24 protein-coding genes are annotated in these 24796 nt (G+C 33.8%); all 24 read right to left on the reverse strand.

What is annotated here, in order from left to right:
• Positions 1-16: 16 nt before the first annotated feature.
• The 24 genes from B9L23_RS07585 to B9L23_RS07700 all read right to left on the reverse strand — a co-directional run bounded on the left by B9L23_RS07585 (position 17) and on the right by B9L23_RS07700 (position 24784).
• Positions 17-4285 (reverse strand): hypothetical protein, encoded by a 4269-nt coding sequence (locus tag B9L23_RS07585; RefSeq protein WP_089097178.1) that lies wholly within the window; start codon positions 4283-4285, stop codon positions 17-19.
• Positions 4279-5742 (reverse strand): low copy number virion structural protein, encoded by a 1464-nt coding sequence (locus B9L23_RS07590; RefSeq protein WP_245842315.1) that lies wholly within the window; start codon positions 5740-5742, stop codon positions 4279-4281. The genes B9L23_RS07585 and B9L23_RS07590 overlap by 7 nt, the downstream gene beginning before the upstream one ends.
• A 168-nt stretch (positions 5743-5910) precedes the next feature.
• Positions 5911-6954 carry an RNA-guided endonuclease InsQ/TnpB family protein gene (locus tag B9L23_RS07595; protein WP_089097179.1) on the reverse strand — a complete coding sequence of 348 codons (1044 nt, stop codon included), beginning with the start codon at positions 6952-6954 and terminating at the stop codon, positions 5911-5913.
• Between the two features lie 14 nt (positions 6955-6968).
• Entirely contained in the window at positions 6969-7370 is a 402-nt protein-coding gene (gene tnpA / locus B9L23_RS07600) for an IS200/IS605 family transposase (protein WP_089097180.1), read from the reverse strand.
• A 206-nt stretch (positions 7371-7576) separates the two neighbouring features.
• On the reverse strand, positions 7577-8407 hold the full coding sequence (locus B9L23_RS07605) for a phage tail fiber domain-containing protein (RefSeq protein ID WP_089097181.1): 831 nt from the start codon (positions 8405-8407) through the stop codon (positions 7577-7579).
• A gap of 15 nt (positions 8408-8422) precedes the next feature.
• The gene (locus B9L23_RS07610; RefSeq protein WP_089097182.1) at positions 8423-8947 is read right to left on the reverse strand and encodes a C40 family peptidase; all 525 of its coding nucleotides are present in this window, start codon (positions 8945-8947) and stop codon (positions 8423-8425) included.
• Positions 8948-9024: 77 nt separating this feature from the next.
• On the reverse strand, positions 9025-9471 hold the full coding sequence (locus B9L23_RS07615; protein ID WP_089097183.1) for a hypothetical protein: 447 nt from the start codon (positions 9469-9471) through the stop codon (positions 9025-9027).
• 13 nt (positions 9472-9484) lie between these two features.
• Positions 9485-9697: a hypothetical protein gene (locus tag B9L23_RS07620; RefSeq protein WP_089097184.1), complete on the reverse strand. Its 213-nt coding sequence runs from the start codon at positions 9695-9697 to the stop codon at positions 9485-9487.
• A 12-nt stretch (positions 9698-9709) separates the two neighbouring features.
• A complete protein-coding gene (locus B9L23_RS07625; RefSeq protein ID WP_089097185.1) occupies positions 9710-10792 on the reverse strand; it encodes a hypothetical protein in 1083 nt (360 codons plus the stop codon).
• Between the two features lie 12 nt (positions 10793-10804).
• On the reverse strand, positions 10805-12445 hold the full coding sequence (locus B9L23_RS07630; protein ID WP_089097186.1) for an RCC1 domain-containing protein: 1641 nt from the start codon (positions 12443-12445) through the stop codon (positions 10805-10807).
• A 13-nt stretch (positions 12446-12458) separates the two neighbouring features.
• Positions 12459-13925, reverse strand: coding sequence for a discoidin domain-containing protein (locus B9L23_RS07635; protein WP_089097187.1), 1467 nt, complete (start codon positions 13923-13925; stop codon positions 12459-12461).
• Positions 13926-13962: 37 nt separating this feature from the next.
• A complete protein-coding gene (locus B9L23_RS07640) occupies positions 13963-14661 on the reverse strand; it encodes a hypothetical protein (RefSeq protein WP_089097188.1) in 699 nt (232 codons plus the stop codon).
• A gap of 70 nt (positions 14662-14731) precedes the next feature.
• Positions 14732-16780 (reverse strand): LamG domain-containing protein, encoded by a 2049-nt coding sequence (locus B9L23_RS07645; protein WP_169712530.1) that lies wholly within the window; start codon positions 16778-16780, stop codon positions 14732-14734.
• On the reverse strand, positions 16770-18230 hold the full coding sequence (locus B9L23_RS07650; RefSeq protein WP_089097190.1) for a hypothetical protein: 1461 nt from the start codon (positions 18228-18230) through the stop codon (positions 16770-16772). Before B9L23_RS07650 ends, B9L23_RS07645 begins: the two co-directional genes overlap by 11 nt.
• A gap of 54 nt (positions 18231-18284) precedes the next feature.
• Positions 18285-19430 (reverse strand): hypothetical protein, encoded by a 1146-nt coding sequence (locus B9L23_RS07655; RefSeq protein WP_089097191.1) that lies wholly within the window; start codon positions 19428-19430, stop codon positions 18285-18287.
• Between the two features lie 38 nt (positions 19431-19468).
• Positions 19469-20179 (reverse strand): hypothetical protein, encoded by a 711-nt coding sequence (locus B9L23_RS07660; protein WP_089097192.1) that lies wholly within the window; start codon positions 20177-20179, stop codon positions 19469-19471.
• Between the two features lie 19 nt (positions 20180-20198).
• Positions 20199-20408, reverse strand: a complete 210-nt coding sequence (locus B9L23_RS07665) for a hypothetical protein (protein WP_089097193.1) — start codon at positions 20406-20408, stop codon at positions 20199-20201.
• A 1-nt stretch (position 20409) separates the two neighbouring features.
• A complete protein-coding gene (locus tag B9L23_RS07670) occupies positions 20410-21750 on the reverse strand; it encodes a discoidin domain-containing protein (RefSeq protein ID WP_089097194.1) in 1341 nt (446 codons plus the stop codon).
• A gap of 11 nt (positions 21751-21761) precedes the next feature.
• Entirely contained in the window at positions 21762-22016 is a 255-nt protein-coding gene (locus B9L23_RS07675; RefSeq protein WP_089097195.1) for a hypothetical protein, read from the reverse strand.
• A 15-nt stretch (positions 22017-22031) separates the two neighbouring features.
• Positions 22032-22526, reverse strand: a complete 495-nt coding sequence (locus B9L23_RS07680) for a hypothetical protein (protein WP_089097196.1) — start codon at positions 22524-22526, stop codon at positions 22032-22034.
• A gap of 17 nt (positions 22527-22543) precedes the next feature.
• On the reverse strand, positions 22544-23392 hold the full coding sequence (locus B9L23_RS07685; RefSeq protein ID WP_089097197.1) for a hypothetical protein: 849 nt from the start codon (positions 23390-23392) through the stop codon (positions 22544-22546).
• A gap of 10 nt (positions 23393-23402) precedes the next feature.
• Positions 23403-24026: a hypothetical protein gene (locus tag B9L23_RS07690; RefSeq protein ID WP_245842316.1), complete on the reverse strand. Its 624-nt coding sequence runs from the start codon at positions 24024-24026 to the stop codon at positions 23403-23405.
• The gene (locus B9L23_RS07695; protein ID WP_089097198.1) at positions 24004-24372 is read right to left on the reverse strand and encodes a hypothetical protein; all 369 of its coding nucleotides are present in this window, start codon (positions 24370-24372) and stop codon (positions 24004-24006) included. The genes B9L23_RS07690 and B9L23_RS07695 overlap by 23 nt, the downstream gene beginning before the upstream one ends.
• The gene (locus B9L23_RS07700) at positions 24365-24784 is read right to left on the reverse strand and encodes a hypothetical protein (protein ID WP_089097199.1); all 420 of its coding nucleotides are present in this window, start codon (positions 24782-24784) and stop codon (positions 24365-24367) included. The genes B9L23_RS07695 and B9L23_RS07700 overlap by 8 nt, the downstream gene beginning before the upstream one ends.
• Between the last annotated feature and the right edge of the window lie 12 nt (positions 24785-24796).

Here is a 24796-nt window from a genome sequence, read left to right on the forward strand (position 1 = left end):
CTCAAGGTCAAAGGAGTTATCCTCCAATGACCTTGATATATAACATGTTTTCTGTTGTTTCTTCTCCCATATCATAAGATGCTTTTACTAATATGACTCCTTGTTTTTCAGAAACTCCAGATAGAGTAAGATATACTTTTCCTTTTTGGTCTGTTGTTTTGGTTTGTGTAACGGTATTACCATGTGTATCTGTATAAGAAATGACAATCTCTTTGCCGTTCATAATGTACCAATCATCATCTCTTAATGTACATTCAATGGTTACAATGTCATTTTGTCCAGCAAATATTGCTGATTTTCCTGCTTTCATTTCAATGAAGCTTCGTCTTGGTTTATTTGGAACAAAGAAGTTTAACAAACAGTGATTTTCAATTCCTTCGCATTCAATTTTGTAATGTGTTACCTTACTTTCCGGTACTGGCGGTTGATCATAGAAGTAAACTTCTCCTGCTTCATTCGTAGTGCCTGTGTATACTTCTGTACCATCTCGATAAATGCGAACTTGTTTGTTTGGTATTGGATTTTCCTTATCATCTTTAATGATACCAGTAATTAATACTTTTTCAAGACCACTAGTGCCAATTCGATTTGGTGATACATGAATATATACCAGTTTTGGATACTGTACTGTTTGTTTTGTAATATACAAGAATCCTCGATGATTATGATTTAATATCGGATTCATGACAACTTCTTGAGCACGATAAAATGGAGTGTCTTTACTTGCTTCATAAATAATTTCTAATCCATCTAACAATGACGGATCATGTGATGGATAAATTTTTATTTTTGCCACATCATTTTCTACATCATCATTCATCTCTAATATATAGCTATATAACAAGCAATAAGTAACTTCGATGATATCTTTAAATCCAAGTGTTTTCATAAATTGCAGACTAGATTCTTCTTGATTCCAGATAAAGTCCGTTATTTCTGTTCCGTTTACTTTTACTTTTAATGTTGCCGGATCTATATCCTTATAACTCAAATAATATTTTGAATGCCCATTGCCGCTAAATACTTCTTTGTTTTCAAATGTCAAATTCCAGTTTTCATCATAGAAAGTTACCTTTCTTAATACACGCCCACTTTTATCTCTCACAATAATTGGGCTACCTTGTTGCGGCCGAGGAGAAATCGTAGTTTCATGATTTTTAATATCCACGTTTAATCGTTTTATATGATGAATTTTATTAGCGTATAAGTAATGTTCTTTTTCATTGAAGTAATAATACCCATTGTGAATCATTGGATGCCATGGAAGCGGCATAGATTCTTTTATTTTTGCTTTAATGATGTAATCAGAAAATGAGCCATCAGGAGATAACTTAATGTCTTTGGTGTTTTCTGCCCATACTGTAACAAACGGATTGCTGCTAAACACTTCGACTTTTTCAAGGATCACACTATCATCATAATGATCATTGGATGTTACGGAAATAGGAATAGGAGAAGAAATCGTTAATATTTCTTGATTATTAATTTGATATGCTCGTTGATCTTCTATCCATGAGGAATACCAATCTGTATACCAAATATATTTATCCATGTAATTAGATGAAAATGTTACGGTTTTATCTGGATTAATGGTGTATGTGACACGTGGATCGCTTACATCAATGAATGGCCCTTGCACGTTTGTTAACCCTTCTGGTAAAAACACAACATTGGTTGGCACGTTTACCATGTCTGCTTTTCCTTTGTCTTTAGAAAAATACGGCCGTTTTCCATTGACTTTTCCATATCCAATATATTTTCCAGATGTCCATGGTTCATATCGTGGCTTAGGAGCACAATGAATGCGAACACGATCATTGATTTTATCTGTTTTAATAATTGGTTTTCCATTAATCACATTAATCGGTGATTTTGTAATTTTGGTATTGTATTGATCAAATGAAGATTCAAATCCCATCCATACTTCGTCTGTTGTTTTTGGTTTAATTTGCACTAATAGAAAATGAACATCTTCATGTCCATGATACATTACTTCTCTAGTGACAGGATGCACATAATGTTCTGGCATTGGAGGAATTGCCACCAAGATATCTTTTTGGTTGGTTACAATTCCGGTATTAGAAATATCTGCTGGATATATACCTTCATACCATTCTGTTGTTCTCATGCGTATATATCCATCTGGCCATTTCCCCACCAATTCAATTGTATCATAATCAGGATTCACCGTTTCTTCTCGCCATTCTAAACGATAAATAGACCATGGATTGCCGTCAAACTCATCTTTTAAAGAAAGAACTTTTTTCCATCCTTCATATGCATATACTTTTTTCGTGAATTCTTTTTTAGTGATCACTACTTCTGGATTAGAATTCCACATTTTTAATGTTTCGCCTTCAAAATCCCAATCTTTATCGTTTTTGGTTGGTTTGATAATATTTAATGTTTTGCTGACGATAGTATAGTTAGGATGTTGTACTAACCACTGATTAATTTCTTTACCAAAAATCTCATTGATGGAACTAAACACAATCTTTGCAGTCAATGGATTCTTCTGATCTGGGTTAATGGTCACTTTGCCGCTTTTCTTTAATTTTACTTGTTCAATCTGACCAGCATTTGGAGGGTTAATTGTAGATACTTTAATCGGACCATACACTCCACTAACAGAGATAGACCCGTTACCTGCTGTTGCAGGATCTTCTTCGCCAGTCACGCTTGTAATTTCAAATGGCTTGTTTCCTGCTTTGCTTTTTGCATCATTTTTTACATAATCATATGCACTATTGGCTATAGTTATAGTTCCACTATGATTAGTAGTACTATAACCTGTTTTTGGAATGCGCCCGGACATTGGCTCCCAATATGAAACACGAATACGATGAAATTCTACTGCTTGAGAAAATGTTGCTAAGCCAACACTTCCTTTTTCAAAGCCAGGTGCTACATCAAATTCATACACTAATTTATAATTGTTATCATCAAAATCTCCAATTTTATAACTTTGTGTATAAATTTTTATTCTTCTGCCTGTTAAACGTATCTTAACGCTATTCATCATATTCATATTCCACCAGTCTTGTTTCCAACCAGTAGTTGGCCCTTTCGGAGTCAAATGTACTTCTTGCATAACTCCATTAGTGACTCGATATACACGAGCATGTTTGGTTCCCCATCCATTGTTTTTAACATAGTTATTCCATCTTTGAAGTTGAGCGCTTGTTAATTGCATGCCGCTATAGTAATTACTGATACCTAAATCAGATAGTGAACAAGATGTCATGTATTTTGCATATTGTGCTTCTGCTTTATCATGAGAATATGGTGGTGTAATATTTCCTGTTAAAACATTGTAACCATTTAAACTCTTTGGCCGCCAAGAACTGACAACCTGTGTATCTGCTTCCCATAAGAATATATAAAAATCATTTACTTTACCATTTTCTTGTTTTGCTCTAAAGATAAAGCCTAGAATATCATCATCCGCTCCGGGCATGGAATAAATTTTTCCGCCAGATATTAGTCTCGCATATGGGTCATTTCGAAGTCCTGTAGCTTTGATAGGTTTAAAATCAAATTCTACCTCATAATTATCCCACTCATAAAAGCTTTTTGCCACAATGCCACTAAAATGTGATCGGTTGTCAATCTCTTTTACAATTGTGCCATCTTTTTTCCATACATCGTTAGGTCCTGGACCCATGAAATATCCTTCTTTACTTGTAAATAAATCAGCTGCATTTTGTACTGTGCTTACTTCATATAATCCTTCCCATTTCACAGCATATCGATAATCTTTTTTTGGAAGCATGGTACTTAACGTGAGTTCAGCTTCCCACTCTCTTTCTACAGGAAGCGGTTTTTCTTGTGTAACAGTAAATTCCATGCTTTTTCCTGGATAAGCGTCTACTCGATGTTCATATTCTTGTTCATTGTCTTCTGTGTATAAATCCCCTTTGTAATGAATTCCATATTGAAATGAGATTTCTGGATAAATCATCGTTTCGTGTTTTCTCTTTCCACGCAAGCGAACTCCATATTGAAAAGAAGCGTTGGCTTCCTCTTGATTTGGCTTTTTAACAAGCAAATCATCATTATCTCCAATACCGGAACGAAAAGCATGAACCTTGGATTCGCTTCCTTTTCCTTTTGTATATAACAGCGTAGAATGTCCGTTGCTTTCGATATATTCTTTTTTCTTGCTTTTATCAACCCAAGGTTCATCGTCTTGATAGTTAGGTGGAATTTGATTAGCTAATTCATCTTGATCCAATATCGGATCTGGATTGTACATAGCTTGAAAATCTTCTTTCTTTTTCACCATATTTTTTCACTCTCCCATCGTTTCGGATCAAAGGTATAGTCTCGCCATACTTCAATATCCGAATCCCACATGTTTGGAAGATAACCTACTCCGGTCAGATTCTTATCAATCGTATCCCAAAATCCTTCATCCCATCGAAATTCATCCCACATAATTGGAGCCACGGTACGAATGTATTTTACCCAGTTGCGAAATGCTTCTGTTGCTTGCCCATTAGGGAGAAATAAAATTCGATGCAATTTTTCATTTTGCCGATCATGCAATTCATATTTCTCAATACCAGGAATAAAGCTGACTGTATGTTCTTTTCCTTGGTAAAGAGGATGTATTAAAATGTTGCTTTCTTCATCAATTACATATTGATCTTCATTTAGCGGCTGTCCGTCTACTCGTAATGTGCGTGGATCAATATATAATCCTGATTTGTTTTTTAAATAAAATGCTTTACTATCATCTTTCCATGCAATTCGTTGCACCATGTCTAATTCTCTTGCAATGCCATTGGTTAATCCTTCGTCTGAAGTATTGGCAGGATAACGAAATACATCTAAAATGCGTTCTTTGAACGATACATTGGGTTCTAAGTATAATCGTCTAACTCCTACTAATAATCCGATATCATCTAACGAATTCCATACATGAAAAGGAACTGGCTTGCTTTCAAATTCATATACCTGTCCTTCTCGTTGAACTCGGAACCATAAGGAAGGATATTCTACTTTCGAATAAAAACGGCGTTTATCATAATCAATGATACCGCCTTGATTAGAAGGATTGAAAAAGAACTCACGTAATGTGTCAAAAGCTTGAACAGTTTCTTGCACACCATTGTTTTGATACCATATTTGTATCTCATCGGTTTGTTTTACTTCCATTAATTCATACATGTAAATCCAATCATATACATGAATATCTGCTGTACCGATGTATTTTTGTTCAGAAATCCATGTTAAAAATTCTTTTATTTCCTCAAATTGAATGCCAAAGAAATTCAAAAAACGCTGCCCTGTACTTTCTTTGGTTTTTCGAATACGGCTCCAACGTGGAAATTCATTTGCTAATTCTTGAGTATATGAAGAATACCAATAATAATTAACAAACACTCCGTATAATCCAACTTCGTTCGCTTTGATAATAATCTTCTTATTTTTCGTATCTATAATATATTCTACTGGTTGCCATCCTTGTTTTTGTTCATCATATTTACACACCAATGAATGTTTTGCTTCCAATGCTGTTAACCGATTTTGATATGGAATTTCCATTTGAATAGATTGTGTTACTGTGCTAGAAAACAATTCGAATTGCAATGCTGTCGGTCGATAATCTCGATAATATGGGTGTTCCTGAGTTTCTAAAATCGGAGAGTCTTTATATAGCGGTTCCTTCTTTTGTTCCCATGTAACCGGCTGTTCACTAATAATATGAATATCTTGATGAGTTATTTCATAACTCATTATCATCACCTCAATTAACTATTTGACACTCCCCGTGACTAAAGTCAGGGGATTCTCTGGTGGTAGTCGTATGCCATTTCTGACATCCGTAGTTCCCCAGAGTTAAGGGTGTGCCATCACCCCTCCTAAGCCAGTGCATATAGCAGCTTAGGCTGGCAGACTATCGCTTTAAGCTACACCATCTGCCACAGGTGCATACATAATATTGAATGCACCCACTCGATCCCGATGAGTTTTATACCCACAACATTTGCACATGTATTTTCGGTCATTTGCTTTATTTAATGTTTGACATTTAGGACATTTTTGGCTTGTGTATTTAGGATTTACATATTCGACTTTTATACCCTCCAGATTTGCTTTATACTCAATGTATTTAGAGAGACGATAAAATGACCATGTGTGCAAATTCTTTTCGTTTTTACGGCTTGTTCTTGCCGTGTTTCTGATATTCGTTAAATTTTCTAAACGAATAACAGAAACGTTATTTTCTACCGCAAAATTTACAATTTGTCTGCTAATTTTATGATCCTGATCCTTCATCCATCGTTGTTCTTTATCTGCTATTTGTTTTATTTTCTTTAACTTCTTAGCTTTTCCTAACCGTTGACGTAATACTTTATATTTACGTCGAATATATTTGTTTTGTCTACCATTTCCAAAAAATCTTGTTTTGCCATTACTTGTTACTGCTACAGCAGGCACTTTTAAACCTAAATCTACGCCCATTATATTTTCGTTATTATTTTGTTTGTCAACAACTTCTACAGCTACTTGAGCCATCCATTTGCCCGACTTTTTAGTTATTCTTAATGTGCCTAACTTATTATTTAATTGCTGTTTTTGATAATCAGTTAATAATATCTTTACTTTGATTCTTTTAGTTTTTCCATTAACAAAAACAGGGAAACTTAAACAATCAGTAATTTTATAATTTTGATTGTTCCAAATGCATGCTGGTTTCTTTAAAATTGGTAACTTATTTGTCTTTTTGTATTTCTTATAAACACTCTTAGCATCTTGTATAGCTTGATTTTTTACTGCACTTGGTAAATTAGCTTCAATATCTTTTGATGTTAACTTTATATGCTTTGTATTAATCATTACTTGAACAATGCGATTAACTGTCGATATATATTCTTTTAAAATTTCGGTTAAATATTTTTCTTGTTCTTTAGTTGGAAGTATTTTAAATTTAACTGTTAGTTTCATAAATCACCACCTTCTTATACATTCTTTTGATTTTCAATGTATTTTATTACTGCTTCTTCTGAAAGATGTCCAACTGTACAACAAAAATAACTTCTAGTCCAAAGTGAAGGAAGCCTACTTTTTAATGATGGATATTTCTCTCTTAATATTCGACTGCTACGTCCTTTGAATGCTTGTATTAACTTATGAATATGTTGCCTAGGATCACAAGAAATAAACATGTGAACATGATCAGGCATGATTTCTAGCGCTTTAATCTCAACGTCATTTTCTTTTGCTACTTCATAAAAAATTTTTCTTAAATCTTTTTCAATATCTCCAACTAATACTTTACGTCTATACTTTGGGCAAAATACGACATGATATTGATTTAGATAAACAAGTCCTTTTTTATAAATATACTTATCATTAGACATTAGATAGATACCTCCTATCTAATACATATTATACAAAATATTAGATATATTGCAAGTATCTAATAATTAAAATTATTATAACAGCATTATTTCATCCCCGTGACTAAAGTCAGGGGCTTTCATAATGCCAATCTCGTAACACATTACTTACATTATAACAAAAAATAGCGTATTCAGCTATACAGCCAAATACGCTATTTTTCAGATTATAAGCTGTTATCAAATGCGGTGATAACATAGTAATATGTTCTTCCATTTTCAACAGTTGTGTCTTCAAATTCGGTTTCCGTATCTGCAACCATGCCAATTTTCACATAGCCAGTACCATCTGTTTCGGAGCGATAGATATTGTATCCAGCCAAGTTTTCGTTGAGATCTGGATTTTCTGGATCTTTAACTGATTGCCAACGAAGCACAATTTTCTTATCGTATGCAGTGGCCGTTAATCCTTGAGGTACAGAAGGAACCGTTTTTACTTGAATCGTTGCAGATTTTTGTCCTTCATTTGGTGTCTCTTCATCATCAATAGCTGCTACTGCATAATCATAAGTGCATCCATCTAAAGCAGTTGTATCTGAAAATACGGTTGTTTGAGAATCTACAGTAGATGCAACAGTCCCAATAACCGTAAATGCACCTTCAGATGGCCGTTTGCGGAAAATTCGATAACCGGCGAGATCTTTCAAGTTTTGACGATAAGCCACTTCAATATTGGCTTGATCAGCTGGTGCTGTTGTAAATGTGATGACACCATTAACTAAATCCATTGTATAGTCTGTTCCCTCTGTTTGTAGCACTCCATCTACTTGTACAGTATAGTATCCTGCCGCTACATCTAGATAAGTTAATTGGAAAGATGTATTTGCGCCATCACCAGTAAACTGATCTGTAAATAGAGCTGTTGTAGTAACAGGATCCCATGATAGATTGACTTTACCTTGTTCTACAGTAAATTGTAATCCTGTTACTTGAGCAGGAGCCAATCCATCTAACGCCATGGCACTGACTTGAGCCGAATATTGGGACTCTAATGGCATGAATTATTCACCCCTTTACTTGATAAATGATTTATAAGCATCTGCAGAAAGATCTGCAGAAGAACACACTTTTACCAATACAGGAGAATTTACTAAATCACCAGGTCGTATATTTCCTGTTTCACGATCAGGAATTAAATCAATACCGGCAGACATATAAATTTCATCTACAATTTCTGAACAAATTTCTCTGTTGCTTATATCCCATAAAAATGGGTGAGATAATATCTTTTCTAATACAAAGCTAAAAATTCGAAGCCAATCATATCCTCGATTTTGTTTCGCTTTTTCAATAGCGTATTGTTTCATTCTTTCTTTTTGTTCTTTTGTTAATCCATATTTGTAACGAAATACATCGAAGTTCTCATAAGTTAAAGGATTAATTGCTAAACGTCTTCCTACATCAATTTCATAAATGAAATCAGCATTAACCGCAAGACCAACGTGTGTGTACTCTGATTTGGTAAACCATCGAATTAACGGCGAAATAATGGGGTGATTTCCACGGACTAAAATAATGTCCCCGGTTTTAATATGCAATTAAACTCCTCCCCTCTATGTCTAATTTATTATATAATTGAAGTTTAATGGCTATCAAATTCAATTATTGTATTCTGTTACACTTCTCCAATGATTTTTCGTTTTCGTTGCACATGTTCCTCTCGATTTTTAAGAATTGCTTGAGCTTTTTCCTCTGCGTACTTCATATAATCAAAATACCAATCTTGCTTGGAAATATTGTCATTTGTAATTTGATGCATTTGCATAATACGCTCAAGCGATTCTTTAATTTCTTGATCTTCCGCAGTTAATGCCAATCCTTTCAATTGTTTATAAACAATACGCATGAATGCAAATACAACAAATTCCAAAGTAGAAGCCCCAATGCTTGGATTCACTTTATCCGAAGCGATTTTGAATAAGATTTCTTGCACTTTTTGTTGTTCTTCTGGAGTCAGTTGATGAAAATTCTCTGGATTAATTTCTCCGTTTCTAATTTTAGATTCTAATACTAATTCTTGCTTTACTTCATCAGGTACTAAACTAATGCGTTGGCGTGCCATGCGATATTCCTCCTTATAGTTGTTCAATGAGATTTGGATCTTTGTGAATGAGCCATGTGAAATGCTGATTATCCCATGCTCGACAGCGATCGCCATGGTCTACGGATAATAAGCAATTTTTCTTTGCTGGTAATTGTCCATTATGAAGTGCTTTACATTGTTCTGCGAGTGAACATTCAAAAACTAATCCTTCTTGTAATTGTTTTACAACACCTGTTTGTGCCATATCAATTCCTCCTTATGCCCATGTTAATGCGTAATTTAATAATTGAACATCAGCAGGAAGTTCTGCTTTTAATCGGATTTTATTATCTTTCGGACTAATATTATCATTGAAATAAAATAATATTTCTGGTGTAATAGGTTCCCATACTAACCCATTATTACGAGAAATATAATAATTTCCTTCATGTATTCCTGTTTGATTATTAACTTTTAGTAAATCAACTTCATTAAAGTGTAAAGTTGAACCTCCATTGGTTCCATTAACAATAAACTGATATGATGCATAGCTTTTAGCAGAATTTACAGCAAATTCTTTTTTCATCCCTGCTGTCCATCCTGATGCACTATAAACACCAAGCTGAGTCCACGAACCTGTAACTGAATCATATCCTTTTAGCACAATATTGGTTGGAGCACAAGTTACTGAATAGGCTGCTGAACCAATTTTAACAGTTAATTTATCTACTTTTTCAGGTGCAGGCAAATCAATTTGCAATGTTACACTTGTTATATAATTTCCTGGCATAAAATCATTATTTTCGTTTTTATCAAATGCATAATAAGCAGGAGTGGCATATTGCCCTGTTGATGACTTGATTGATACAGAATAACCTGTTGGAGAAGTATTGCTTGTCATTGCAGGAATAATACTTACAATAGAATCTTTTTGTTCTTCTACGGTTAATACAATTTTTGAAGGAACTGTATCTGCTATCTCTTCTTTTGTTTCAATCACATAATTTCCACCAGCAGATTTTAACATCCCATTAGTTGCATCATGCACATATCCACTACTTTTTGTCGTATCAATACCACTTAAATCCAATAAATCATCAAAAATCATATTATGCATCTTATATTTCATACTTTTTGCTACTGCATTTAATTTGGCATGAGCTTTCATAATATTGATCGCATCATTTATAATCAATTTATCCGCTTGTGCGACAACTCCTTGAATTGCTTTTTCTAAATTATCAATGCGGGCTTTGACGTGAGGGTGAGTCCCTTCAACGCCAATGCCTAATACATCATTTCGTATATATTGTTCTTGTTTCGCCGCTTTACTGGCAATACCATAAGAGATTATATCCATATATATCACCTCTTAAATCCATGAGTACGATAATGCATGTAATTCTTGTCCATTGGATAAAACTGCTTTGACTCGCAATTTATTTCCCTCTGGCAAGTCTTCTAAGCTTGTTAATGTATCAGGCTGCACTTCTTTCCATGTGACTCCATCATCACGAGATACATAGAGTTTTGGTTTTTCAGATTCTAATAATTCATATTGAACAGAAACAGATTGAATCGAAGGAGTTGAAGTATAAGCATCTATAAACCCATCAATTCCAATAAACATTGGTGTTTCATTCTCTTTTTCAGTCCACATTGTAATCGCTACATAAAATTGAATATTTTTATACGGAGCTAATGCGACTTCATCTAAAGATTCTACTTGTTCCTTTGTCATTCCTTGTGTTAATGCTTGCTCCAGAGAAACCGGCTCCCATGTAAGTGTTGATGAATTATAAGCTTTCCAGTTTATTTTATCAGTAGAAAATAAAAATCTTATTCCTGTACCAACTGGAATTTTAGATCTAATTCGAAGCTTATGAAGATCAAGAGCATTGCAAGTTGCGATTAAATGAACTGGTACATTGACTAGATATGTTTTTTCAACTAATTCATTCATCAGAGCAACAGCATCAGTAAGAGATAGTTTTGTTGGAGTGTTTCTATTTGTTGTAGTTCCATCTCCTAATTGACCGTAGTTGTTATTCCCCCAACCGTATACATCTAGTGTCAATTTAATAGCAACAGTATGACTGCTTCCTGCCGCCACTTGTTTCCAATCTGTATCAGTCCCAATTCTGGTTGGAGTATATTTATTTATTGTAGTTCCATCTCCTAATCGACCGGAACCGTTATACCCCCAAGCCCAAAGACTTCCATCATTTTTGATGGCAACAGTGTGATCATACCCACATGCCACTTGTTTCCAGTCTGTATCAGTCCCAATTCTGGTTGGAGTAGTTTTATTTACTGTAGTCCCATCCCCTAATTGACCGTAGTAGTTATATCCCCAAGCCCAAAGACTTCCATCATTTTTAATAGCAATAGTGTGATTGCCTCCTGCCGCCACTTGTTTCCAATTTGTATTAGTTCCAATTTTTGTTGGAGTGCTTCTATGTGTTGTTGTAGTTCCATCCCCTAATTGACCGTAGTTGTTATACCCCCAAGCCCAAAGACTTCCATCATTTTTTATTGCAACAGTGTGATATTGCCCACATGCCACTTGTTTCCAATCTGTGTCAGTTCCAATTCTGGTTGGAGTAGCTTTATTTGTTGTAGTTCCATCTCCTAATTGACCGGAACTGTTATGCCCCCAAGCCCAAAGACTTCCATCATTTTTTATTGCAACAGTGTGACTATATCCTGCCGCCACTTGTTTCCAATCTGTGTCAGTTCCAATTCTGGTTGGAGTAGCTTTATTTGTTGTAGTTCCATCTCCTAATTGACCGGAACTGTTATGCCCCCAAGCCCAAAGACTTCCATCATTTTTAATAGCAATAGTGTGATTGCCTCCTGCCGCCACTTGCTTCCAATCTGTATCAGTCCCAATTCTGGTTGGAGTGTTTCTATTTTCTGTAGTTCCATCTCCTAATTGACCGAAACCGTTATACCCCCAAGCCCATAATTCATTATTTTTATTAATAACTACTGTGTGATTAGATACTCCCATCTTTTATTCCTCCTTACTTGTAAGTTCCATTTAGTACAAAATAATAACTTTCTTGTCTTACTTGTGCTTCATCATATTCGATAGGTGCAGCATTATGAATATTTGGAATCATTTTAAGAAGAATGTTTTGATCTCTTAATGAATATGTGTTATTGCTCATGATTGCTTTGGATGGGTCATATTCTACAGATGACAAGATATCGGTAATCTGCTCCTCTTTTCCAGCGATGAGTTCCACTTTGATTTTGATATATCTTGCTGAGGGAGAAACAATGGTTCCATCTAGATTCACTGGCTGCCAATCAGAGAATGTAATATTATCAAATGAAGTAGAAGTATAAAGTTTTACACTAGCTGCTGTTTGTCCTGTTGTAACAGAAGGAATATCAATTAATTGATCGATTCTCACAATATCTTTAAAGTTATCTCCTAAATCTAATACAGGAGATTCATATGTTCCAGTTGAAGGGTAAAGATTAAACATTCCCTCTTCATAAAACCAAACATTAAATATTTTGATATTTCCCCATCCATTATCTGCAGTAAAATTTAACTTGTAATATCGAAAGGACTGATTATTATCAATAACAAATTCATTAAAATTCGTTGACCAGTTCGTTATATTATTTTGTGTATCCAATGTTACCCAAGTTGAATTATTATTACTAGCTTGTAATGTCCAATTTTTTGGTGCAGATGGTCCATTTGCTACAATTTTGTATTTTTTTATGATTTTTTCATTACCAGCTCCAAAATCAAGAGTAAGATAGGTTGGAACTGTGCCAGGATACCATGATGTTAATGATGAGTTATCAAATGCCTTATATACATTTGTATAATCTCCGCCTCCACTTACAACATATGGAGTCGGTGTATTATTAGAAGTCATTGCTGGAGTTACATTGTTATAGCCTCCATGAACAACATCCTTTAATTTTAATTGAATTTTTCCATTGACTACTTCTGTATTTGTATGTGTACCATTTACTAAATCTACTTGACTTTCACCTGTTAATATTTCATTAAATGCTTGAGAAACAGTAATCATTCTTGGCACAACATTGGTTTCCTCTGCTGTTGTCACTACTTCTGCTTTTGTTTGTCCATTTGCAATTTTTACTTTTCGGCCAGCCGCATCAAATTCATGACCAGTCGATTTGGAATAATCAATTCCACTGTCATCACCAAAATCATCAAATGCTAAATCCGTTAATCCATATTTGTTTTTATTTAAAATGGAGTTAATATGCAAGTTGTGTTTGTTTAAATTAATTACTGTATTGGCTTCTACTTCAGATACCCGGTTATATAAAGTGATATGAGGATCTTTTTTCTCCAATTCTTCTAAACGTGTTTTTACATTGGCATATATATCACGAACATCTTTTCCTTGTTCGGTCCCATTCATTCCTAACCGGTCTTGAAGCTTTTTAATGAATTTTTTCGCTTTTGTAGCTTTACTCAAAGAAATGACATCCATATGTTTCACCCCTTTTTTAACAAAAGGATCATGTTCATTAAGATAGACTTGGGAATATATTATGATAAGTTGATTTTATGAAGTTTAGGATTTTATTTTTTCTTGGCTTTAAACACAAACATTCTAATTCAAATAATTCCGGATTGGAATACCATTTCTTGATTTCTCGAATTTCTTTTGAAGAAAAAAGACCAGAATCATATATATCAATCACTTGAGCGTACCCTTCTTTTTCAGCCAATTGATGAAATTGTTTAGTAAATGTATCTTTTTTGGTTTGATACGTTCCGATTAATGTAACTGACAATGCATGATCAAACATGTCTATACTGTCCATATATTCTAATGTCTCATCAAATAATTCTGGTTCTTCAAAAATCCAGTGAACGTTTTTAGCAAAATTATCTTGTCTCATCACCTCTACTAATCTATCAATATATGTCATATAAATTTTAAAATCTTTTAGGTCTAATTCAGTAGGTTGTCCTGGTCGAAAATGAACCGTAGCATGAATTTTATTTTGGTTAAGCCACTCAATCATTTTTTGTAAACTCAATTCTTTTGTAAAACGATGGCTATATACAATATACGTATTTTCTTTATGCTGTAGTGCTTTTTGAATAACAGCTGTGCTTTTTCCAGTTCTTCTAGCTGCTACAACACTAACTAATTTGTTTTTCGCTTGAATGAAAGGTCTCCATAATTCTTTTCTTTTTTGATCAATATCTTTCTTCATTTCTCATCTCTCCTTTTTGTATTGTATTACACAAATATTATAAAACATGGGCAAGGGAATGGAAAATCCCCTATGCCCAACTAAAAGCAATTCCACGTAATTTGGCAGTAGAATCTTTTAATTTTGCTTTCACTTTTAATTTTGTTCCTGTTTGCCCTGTTAAATCGATAATCGTAAATGGAGTAATTGGATTCCATGTCATACCACCATCTAATGAATATTCATAATCAATATTTCCATCATGGTCAGTATGCAACATAAATTTCTTACAGTAAACTGGCAAATCTTCTTCTTGTAAGACAACTTCCTGAACAGCCGGAGCACCATCTGATGTATCATATATAAATTCTTTATTTATTGCATCATACACTGCATTTGTATTTGAAATATCTACTCCAGATATAGATTCAAAGGTATCTACGACTAAATCATGGAGCTTATATTTATCGGATTGCAAAAGCGCATTACTTTTGAACTGCAATTTTGCCATGTTGATCGCATTAATTCTTTCTAAATCTTGCATACGGCCTTCAATAGTCAATTCATCATAAACAATTTTAATTGAATCAAGAGTTGGTGTTTCTGTAGCCACCGGTGATGCAGTAATGGAAATATCATCAACATTAACAACATCATTCAATTGATCTTGTTCTAAATAATAAGCAAAACGCAATGTATTGCTACCTTGTAATAAGTCATTAATTTGTTCTTTTGTTAATCCATTGACCACATCTGGAGTCATGCCATTTGCTTTGACACTTGCCGCATCTGGAGTAATGGTTTGCCACGTAGCACCATTAAATGTTTTCCATGTTACTCCGCCATCAACACTTGCAATAATTTTAAGAGTACTTAAATTTTGAACAGTAGCATTTACAGATAAACTTTCTACTCCTGCGCTTACATCAATATCTCCTTCTTGGAAAATTAATTGTCCTTTTGGAACCGCTGTTAAGTTTACAGAAGCAGAAGTTTTATTTGAATCATCAATATACATTAATAATTTTGGAGTATCACTTTCTAATTGTTGTAATGCATTATTATCGATTATAGATAAATCGTCCATGCCATCAGTTAAAAACATAGATTCCGTAGCAGGAGATAAGCCTAGTGTAACCCATTCACTAATAACATGAGGATCACTATTGCTTATATCTCTATCTTGATAATATGTTGCATTTATGATAGTTGGATTATTTTTATTACTTGTTTTATCTATTACAGTTGGTTCCATAAATGAATAATACAAAATCAATCCACTCTCTGTGCCATTAAGTAAAGATTTCATGTTGGCTACAATCTCTGATTCACTTCTTGCATAATTCCATATACGTAAATCTGCAACCAATCCTTCAAAAAAGTAAGATCCAGTATAATATTTTCCGATATGCCAAGTAGAAGTTATGCTTTTGTGTTTATTTTGATTCGTTGATGTTCTAACTTTCACGCCATTAAGATACACCGTTAGAAATGAATTATTCATGAATGAGACAGCAATATGACTCCATTTATTTGCAATGCTTGGGAATGTATAGCTTTCATAAGTTCCACCTGTTGGTGTTTTTAGTATTACATATACTTCTGTTGGCTTTACACTAATGCTAATAGCATCATTTGATATGAGATATCCTACACCATTTGATGGAACTTTCACCCATGCTTCAACTGTAAAACTATCGATTGTTAAAGAACTACTATTAGGAACCTCTAATGAATTATCTATTCCGTTGAATTGGTAGCAATTCTTGTAACGATCATACTTCTTCACTTCTCCATTATCTTCAAATAAATATTTCACCGTAGGTGTATAGAGAGATTCGATTAATAGGACTGGACGAAAGCCACCGAAAACAGATATCCAATTAGATGTTGAATCGCTACTATAAGATACTGACGAAGAGCCTCTAACAGTTCTGTAATCAGAACCCCTAGTATTAACTGTAGAAGTCCAAGAATAAATTCTACTCCAATTCCATACATTATTATCCCCTGGTGTTGAAATAGCTCCATTTAATGTACTATTAACAATGTATTGATCCCATTCATTGTCTGTTTTGTCAGAAGAATTAATGCCCCCAGATGGGAGCCTAATTGTAAATTTATAATTATCAAATGCCAATTGAATCACCCTCTTTTTGAGATTGCAAATATTTACCCCATTCAAAGAGGTCTTTGAAATGCAATTCATCTTTTTTCTTTATAGATTGTAATTCTTTATTTAAGATTGACTCAATATTGTCATACTCCCAATAAGGAATACGAATAAGTGGAATATTGTTATCTTTGCAGTATTTATTTTTAATTTCATCACATTCTTTTTGAATTCTAAATTTCTCAAGAGCCTCTTCTTCTGAAGATCCAAAACCACATGGTTCAAAATGTTGTTGTCCATCAAATTCAATTAAACAATATAATTCTCCTTGATTAAATACTGCAAAATCAAAATACAAAACCTGAACTCTCTTGCAATCAGGAAATGAATATTGTCGTTTAAAATCAATATTATGCTTTGTTAAATATTCTACAATTGCGTTTTCACCTGATGAGCTTATACATACTGGACAACGATCTCCACCATGATAAAAATGACCAAATCGTTTACTAAATATATGACCTTTAGGACATTTCATTTCATATTTGTAGTCAACACCTTTATATTTTTTAGACAGGAATTCATATCCTGGAGCATTATGTTTAATCCATTCTTTAACTTCTTTTAAAGTAAGTTTTTGTTTTCCTGAGCATTTATTACATTGATATTTATTGTACATTTTCATAGTATTTGGCGAACACTCAAAAATATCTCCACATTTACATTTAACTTTAACTTTATATTGAGTGCCTTTATATTCATTTTGCGGAGTCAATAATTCACAACCGTTTGATTCAATTTCTTCTTTTACTTCCTCATAAGGTTTTCTCTTTTTCAATTTTTGTTTGTTAATTCCACATTCTGGACATTGTTTTTGTCCTTCACGCTTACCATAACTTTCTTTAAAATGTGTAAAAGTTGTTTTAAAAATTTTTCCACATTTGCATTGAAATGTTAATTTTTCATCACAATTCTTATAAGATGTGCTTATTAATTTACATTCTGAATTTTCTTCAACAAACTTTTTAACAGACTCATAATCCCATCTCTTTCGCCCGCTACATTCATTGCATTGACGTTTATTTTTATTTTTGAATTGACGCATACTAGCAAGAAATGTGTTTCCACATTTACATTGAATTAACATTTTTTCATTATAAGATTTATATTCTTTACTAAGCAATTTACACCCACTATTACTTTCAACTTCAATAAAATATTTTATTTTTTCATATGGTATTCTTGTTTTTAATGTTCTAATTAACTTCCCACATTCATTGCATTGTTTTTTAGGTTTTATTTTCGCATTAAAATTTCTAAATTTAGTATTAAAAATATTCCCACACTTACACCGGATTTCAAGCACACTTTCTGCATTAATGTAATCACAAGGTTTAGTAAGTAATTTGCATCCATTTCCTTCTGGTCCTTCAATGTATTCTTTTATTGTTTCATATGTCCACTTCTTCTTAGCCAAAGAAAACCACCTCATCCATATTATACTATTAAATTGAGGCGCTAGGTAGAGAATTTAGAATGTGATTTCTCTACCTGTATTAGTCATACCTTGCTCATTGATCTTATCCCAACTAATACTGTGTTGAATATTACGATCTGCGAGCAATATTTTCTTTCCATTTTTAATATCGCAACAGATCCAATAAAAGTCGCCGTTAGGTGTAGCACTACTAGTAGGTGGGATAAAATCACTTGTTTCTTGACCTAATCCACTGAACATACCTATTTGTCCACTCATAGGTGCTTGATAATGACAACGAATACGTTTCCCCACATCAAGATCAGCAATATCCGTCACTTCATCTGGATGGAGAAGACGACCTGTATCGTCTATGTCAATAGCATCAAGCTGAAGTAAGTCTGTTTCATTTTGCAATTCCACTTCATGAATCGTGTCTGCTAAACCTGTTTTTTCAAAACTCAATGTTTGACCTTGAACTGTACCATAAGTATTTATATATTCTTTCACACCATCAATTGTTATAGATTGAGAATTTGCCAATCTATTTGTATTACGGTCTGTAATAATCCTAATTTTTGTACCTTTAAACTTAAATTTAATTTTATTTCCTACTGTTCTTGACCAATGAGCAATATTATTATAATGAGCTAAATGTGTCTCGGTGTTCCACCCTGAACCTATATATTTAATAGCAGGATGTGTATCATCATATCTCTTCCATCCTGCTTCTGGTGCAGTTAATTGTTCTCCAATTACATAAGTTCCTTCATTGATAACAGCTGATTCATTAACATCAATGGCATCAAACTCTATTCCTTTTCCATCTCCATTGCTTATATCAATAATATGTTCTCCATCTGGTAATCCAGTTGCTTCAAATACTAGAGACATACCTTGGTTTGCAGTTGATGTTGAAAAAACTGGATAAGTGGTATTATCAATTTTTACTGTTACAGAATTGCTTAATGTACTCCATTTATTCATAATTAAACGTATTTTGTTACCTGTGAATTTAAAACGAATTTTAAAGGGATTTCCGGTCACTGATAAAAAAGTGCCATTGTAATAATAAGCAACAAGCCCTGTTACTGTACTTATATTGCCTTGAAGAATTTTAATTTTATTCAGTATATCTGTTGTATCTATTCTTTTCCAGCCACTTTCTGGACTTGTAAGTTGCTGTCCAACTGTAGCCATTTATCTTCACCTCACTGTAAATAAAATCCCTGTTTTATTTATGATTCGATATATTCAAAGACAGGGCGGAAGCCTATTAATGTTCCACTTGTATTTGAAGTCACTTTATGAATATGATAAGGAGCACCCAATTCCCTTCTAATCATTCTATCTGAAGCAGTTGAAGAAGAACTATTAATTATAATTCCTAACTGCGGTGTATCTTGTGTCCACGTTCCAATATTCTTTGAATGAAATACATCATCTAATGTTTTTCCTGATTGAATTAATTCTTGAGGGAATCGATTTATATATTTATCCCATTCATTATTGGTTGGCCATCCACCATATCCTTGATCTGTGGTTGACTTATTTCCATTCGCATCTGCATAAGCTACTCCACCTGTAAGGGAGCGAATAATACCTTGTATTCCTGTTAATGTTTTCGGATATCCTTGAATGGCCTTATTCGAATTTAAAGTATCCCAACTAATTTGATTATGAATCACTCTATCTGCGATTAATAGACCTTTTGCTACTTTTATAAAGTAAAAATATCCAGCAGTAGCAGTATTACCTGATCCAAAACCAGTTAAAGGAATTTCATTAGTATCATAAGGTGAACCAGGAGGAATATCACTTCCTGCACCTGTTATTCCTCCATACAGATTTATAGACGTTTGTGTAAAATAACCTGTTTTAATATAATCACCAATTTGCGTATCTTCAATTCTTGTTCTCAATTGCCCTGTAGTAGCAGGCACTGGCATATTAATTCACCCCATTTCCTTACATTCTTGAAGCAATTTCTAATAATTTTTCGCCTATTTGATGACAAAGTGTTGCTGATAATGTTAAAACCATTGTTCCTTCAGGTTTATCTTTTTCTAACACTTCTTGTGGTTGAAGAAATGATTCTGCTAATTCTTCTAACCATTCTTTATCTGTTAGTGCTTTAACCCATTCATTTTTTGAAATTTGCTTCCATTCTTTGCTCATTTCATTGCACCTCCAAAGAATTAATAGACTTAAATTTTGCTTTATTTATAGTCACAGAAAATTGTTTTCCGGCTCCTAATGTTCCATCATCCGTCATACTATATGTGTAACTATTCTTTAACTGAAGCTTTCCATTGGCTTCAGTATATTCATTGAGAGTCATCATGTTTTCTGGAGAAGACTGATTAAAATCAAGTGTTTTGACTTCTCTCGGCTGAGCTTGTGCAGATAAAGTGACTCGTATTTTAATATATCTTCCTTGTGGTGGATTATTTGGATCTAATGGTATATACGGTGTAAAAGATACTCCATCATTAGAAGTAGAAATATCTAGAGAAACATTTGTGCCTGGAACAGCTTCCATCATTTCAATTTCAGCGATATCTACATAATTTTGTCCTGATATATTTACTTCGGTAACACGAACTCGATAATAGCGATACGCCATTATATTGGAAATCACACGCTCTAATTTTGTGTTGGTAGTTGTTAATCCTGCATTAGTAACCGAATCTAGAACAACCCAATTTGCTGCATCCTGACTTCCCTCAAATGTCCATGATTTTGGGATATTAGCTGTGTTTGTACTACTTGCAGTCACTGTGTATTTTGCAATCACTTTTGGCGTATAAAAATCAAAAGCTATCCATTGCGGCAAAGTCCCTGTTGAAGAATTATTGGAACGCCAAATACTAGAGTTGTTTTTATCAAAAGCTCTAAAAGCCTGTCTAAGTCCAGTTCCATCATCACTAGATGCAAAAGCTGAATATGGAGATGGCGATGTATTGGAAGTCATGGTTGGAATTTGATTAGATGAATATGTTGGTGGCATCAATTGTTTTACCACATCCACTAATTTTGTTTCTTTCCATCCTTCTCCTAGATCAATAATAGGAGATTCCCAAGTACCTTTAGAAACATATTTGACTGGTGAAACTTTAATGTACCAATATCCATCTGTATGTTTGCCATTGTTTGGATAAGCACCATCTTCTGCGATAATAGTTTCAATTAAATTTCCGGCACCTTCTGATTGTTGAGCTATATATGTTGTTTTTTTGAAATATTGTATACCATTATAATAACGATAATACTTAAAGTAATATAATTCTTTTTTATCAGATGATACTTTATAACCATAGGGGTATTCATCTTTACTAATAACTTTTTGTACTCCATTTAAACCAAATGTACCTGTTTTAGAATCAAAAGTGTAAGATGTATAGCCTTCTACTTTAAAAGGATAAGATATTGTATAATCAACCGTTTCTTTTTCTACCATACGATATTCATTATCAAGTAATTGAACTTCATGTTTTTCATAATAGTAAAGTTGAACCATTTAGCTTCACCTCATTGTTTTGGTGGTAAAATTTTTAATCGTAGTGATCCATCCGAATTTAATTCAACATTGTTAAATACACCTAACGATAAATCAATTTGTATTGTATTTTCTACACGTATTTTATCTGCCTGTCCCTCCAACCAATCCAACCGTGCATCCACCGTAGGGAAACGATCTTCTGCTAATGGAGCAACTACCGATTCATCTAATTGTTTTATTTTATTTAATGTTTTATTTGCTTTACTTAATGAAATCACATCCATATTGATTCACCATCCTTATGGTGCTGGAGTAATCGTAGTTATTGTTTGGATATTTGTGATATTACCTTTAGCGTCATAGGTGTAATCTTTTCGAATGGTTACTTGATCTCCATTTGATCTCGTATATGTTTTTTCGGAATAAATTAATTCTCCACTACCGTCTGTTTTGTAATTGTACGTGATAGTATAATTTTTATCTCCAGTTACTGTATGCGTGATAACATTTCCATCTGCATCATACGTAAAACTTTCATTATAATTCCCTTCTCCTTCCGTATTGGCTAATTCAATAGATTCAATTCGTTCTGAAATATGTCTATGAGTGTTATTAAATGATGTAATAAGATCTTCAATCACTGCTTTTGTGTCTGAATCTAATAAATCTGTATTAATATTGGTTAAACGATCTTTTAAGGTAGCATATGAACCTTGAATCGCTTTTAAATCATTAATAATCTGCTGAATCTCTGTATCTAAATCATATAATAAAATCTTTGTAGGATAAGGCATATCCATTCCCCCTTACATTAAACCACTTCAATAAGTTCTGGTTGAATACGTTCTTCTTCTAGAATGGTATGGTTAGTTAATAATACCGGTTCATGATTTAAATACAATTGCAGTACTTCAAAATCCACAATTTTCGAATCCACATTCATGACTTGTCGAACAAAATCGTTATAAATGAATGCTTTTCCTAATCCAAAATTTCCAAAATAATTGTATAGCTCTGATTTTACTTGGAAACGAATTTGTTCTCGATCAATGTCACTTACTGATTCATGGAACAACAATTGTAGTTTCATCTCGATAGGAACCGTAACAGGAAGCATCACATTCGGGCGAATTCCAAATGCTTTTGTTTTCATGACCGCTGCTTCTACTTCTGCTCTTACTTCTTCTGCATCAAATCCATATTGTGTAACCACAATAAAACTAAAGCTCCCCGTACCATGTGTGTATTCTTTTCCAATAATATTTTGCACTCCAGGAATGGTTAAGCAAGCTAATCGCAACGCTTCTTCATTGGAGCTTACAATTGTATGCACTCGTTGCGATAATTCGTAACGATATGTTTCATTATCAATTAATACCTCTACAAATTCATTTTTTTCTTTATCAAACACTCGATCCGTTCTTCTAGGATAATTAAATAATTCGCCGATTAAATCCAAATACTCATCTTTTGCATGCCGCAAAGTGCCGTTCTTATACACATCAATAGCAAAATCATATAAGCTTTCATACTCTGGACCCATTGCTTCTACAATTGCCCTTGCAATGGCTCCGGCATGAAAGTTTGTAATCGGAGTATTTTCTGCGATTTTATCCATTGCTTCGTTAATAATTTCTGCGCTAGTTCGTTTAATTAACATCTGTTATCACCTACAATTCTAATGACTCTGTTACAACAATTGGTTGTGTTTCATCAGAATCTAAAACTACATAATAATCAATACGATTAATGGAAACAGGGACAGGACGTATCATCAAATCTTCTTCATTAAATCGCCCGTCATAAGTTAATGCATTCAGAATTTGTTCTGCTCCTCGATAACCAGTCTCTCTTGTATTTGGCTCCCCTTCTAATAATTCTAAATCTGCTCCTAATTCTGGATGAGAACGCCAATCTCCTGTTTGTGTTCGAATTCGATTCGTCATGTCTTGTCTTGCACATTGATCTTTTTCTACTAATGCTAAATCAACCAATCCTTCTTCATTAGGTTCTCCAGTAATGAGATCCCCTTCAATGATTGCTTCTACTCGATAAAAGAATACTTCTTGTTGCGGCGGTTGAATATCATAGTATTCTGTTACATCTTCATCTACTGTTTGTAGTAGTTCCCAACCTGTGTCGCTATTTCCCCGATAAATGGCATATCCTCCTACTCCTTCAATCGGTTCCCATTCTATTCGATATCCATATTCTGCTTCTTTTACTTCAATATCTTCAATGACTTCAGAGGAATAAAAAGCTAAATCCACTTCATGATAATTTCTCATCGACATCACCTGCTTCTAATATATCTTTCATTTCTTCATATTCTCCACGGAAATACGTAAATTCCTCATCCCAAGAAATTTCTTCTTTTTTATTGTAAAACAACTTAATAGTCGGAGCAAAAATCGAAAAACTTTGTGTAACCGGATCTATTCGGAATCCAAGTCCATAATCCGCAAATGCTTCAATGGTTTGATCTTCTCTTATCAAAATGCCTGCTCCATTACTCGGATTAATCAATCCTACATCATTTCGTTTAGCTTCGGCTGATTGTATAAACAACTCATCCAATTCTTGTGTTGGCATACTATCTAATTCCCATAATTCATCTTTCCAGTTTTCCATTTTAATCACCAATCCTAAACTCTTGAAATATGTTGCTTAACGCATATTTAAATGTATTCCAAAATAATTGCAATTGAGAAGGTTCACGATAATATGCGGTAACAACCGGCATAGAAGGATCTCCATTGATAAATTCGATCCATACTCGATCATTACGCCGCAATCCATGGCTGATTAATCCTTGTGAATAAACGAAACACGGGACACGCTTTAAAATTTGCTCCTTTTTTCCCATCAATACTTTGACATCTACTGTATGTCGTTCAAAATCTTTGAGTTTTACTCCTGGTCCATGTTCTTCACAATCGCATTGATATGACTCTGGATGATAATTTATAACATGTCCGATGAGGCCATAGGAGCGTTTCTCGAACGCTCGCAAGGCCCCTTCGGACGCAATCTTTTGTTGCAATCTTGCCATTTATTATGCCTC

It is taken from the genome of Parageobacillus galactosidasius (assembly GCF_002217735.1).
In the GTDB taxonomy this organism is placed as follows: Bacteria; Bacillota; Bacilli; order Bacillales; family Anoxybacillaceae; genus Parageobacillus_B; species Parageobacillus_B toebii.

Excerpts from the sequence above, each read along its gene's own strand:
- B9L23_RS07585 (WP_089097178.1), bottom strand. The coding sequence starts at position 4,285 with ATGGTGAAAAAGAAAGAAGATTTTCAAGCTATGTACAATCCAGATCCG.
- B9L23_RS07590 (WP_245842315.1), bottom strand. The coding sequence starts at position 5,742 with ATGAGTTATGAAATAACTCATCAAGATATTCATATTATTAGTGAACAG.
- B9L23_RS07595 (WP_089097179.1), bottom strand. The coding sequence starts at position 6,954 with ATGAAACTAACAGTTAAATTTAAAATACTTCCAACTAAAGAACAAGAA.
- tnpA (WP_089097180.1), bottom strand. The coding sequence starts at position 7,370 with ATGTCTAATGATAAGTATATTTATAAAAAAGGACTTGTTTATCTAAAT.
- B9L23_RS07605 (WP_089097181.1), bottom strand. The coding sequence starts at position 8,407 with ATGCCATTAGAGTCCCAATATTCGGCTCAAGTCAGTGCCATGGCGTTA.
- B9L23_RS07615 (WP_089097183.1), bottom strand. The coding sequence starts at position 9,471 with ATGGCACGCCAACGCATTAGTTTAGTACCTGATGAAGTAAAGCAAGAA.
- B9L23_RS07620 (WP_089097184.1), bottom strand. The coding sequence starts at position 9,697 with ATGGCACAAACAGGTGTTGTAAAACAATTACAAGAAGGATTAGTTTTT.
- B9L23_RS07625 (WP_089097185.1), bottom strand. The coding sequence starts at position 10,792 with ATGGATATAATCTCTTATGGTATTGCCAGTAAAGCGGCGAAACAAGAA.
- B9L23_RS07630 (WP_089097186.1), bottom strand. The coding sequence starts at position 12,445 with ATGGGAGTATCTAATCACACAGTAGTTATTAATAAAAATAATGAATTA.
- B9L23_RS07635 (WP_089097187.1), bottom strand. The coding sequence starts at position 13,925 with ATGGATGTCATTTCTTTGAGTAAAGCTACAAAAGCGAAAAAATTCATT.
- B9L23_RS07640 (WP_089097188.1), bottom strand. The coding sequence starts at position 14,661 with ATGAAGAAAGATATTGATCAAAAAAGAAAAGAATTATGGAGACCTTTC.
- B9L23_RS07655 (WP_089097191.1), bottom strand. The coding sequence starts at position 19,430 with ATGGCTACAGTTGGACAGCAACTTACAAGTCCAGAAAGTGGCTGGAAA.
- B9L23_RS07660 (WP_089097192.1), bottom strand. The coding sequence starts at position 20,179 with ATGCCAGTGCCTGCTACTACAGGGCAATTGAGAACAAGAATTGAAGAT.
- B9L23_RS07665 (WP_089097193.1), bottom strand. The coding sequence starts at position 20,408 with ATGAGCAAAGAATGGAAGCAAATTTCAAAAAATGAATGGGTTAAAGCA.
- B9L23_RS07670 (WP_089097194.1), bottom strand. The coding sequence starts at position 21,750 with ATGGTTCAACTTTACTATTATGAAAAACATGAAGTTCAATTACTTGAT.
- B9L23_RS07675 (WP_089097195.1), bottom strand. The coding sequence starts at position 22,016 with ATGGATGTGATTTCATTAAGTAAAGCAAATAAAACATTAAATAAAATA.
- B9L23_RS07680 (WP_089097196.1), bottom strand. The coding sequence starts at position 22,526 with ATGCCTTATCCTACAAAGATTTTATTATATGATTTAGATACAGAGATT.
- B9L23_RS07685 (WP_089097197.1), bottom strand. The coding sequence starts at position 23,392 with ATGTTAATTAAACGAACTAGCGCAGAAATTATTAACGAAGCAATGGAT.
- B9L23_RS07690 (WP_245842316.1), bottom strand. The coding sequence starts at position 24,026 with ATGTCGATGAGAAATTATCATGAAGTGGATTTAGCTTTTTATTCCTCT.
- B9L23_RS07700 (WP_089097199.1), bottom strand. The coding sequence starts at position 24,784 with ATGGCAAGATTGCAACAAAAGATTGCGTCCGAAGGGGCCTTGCGAGCG.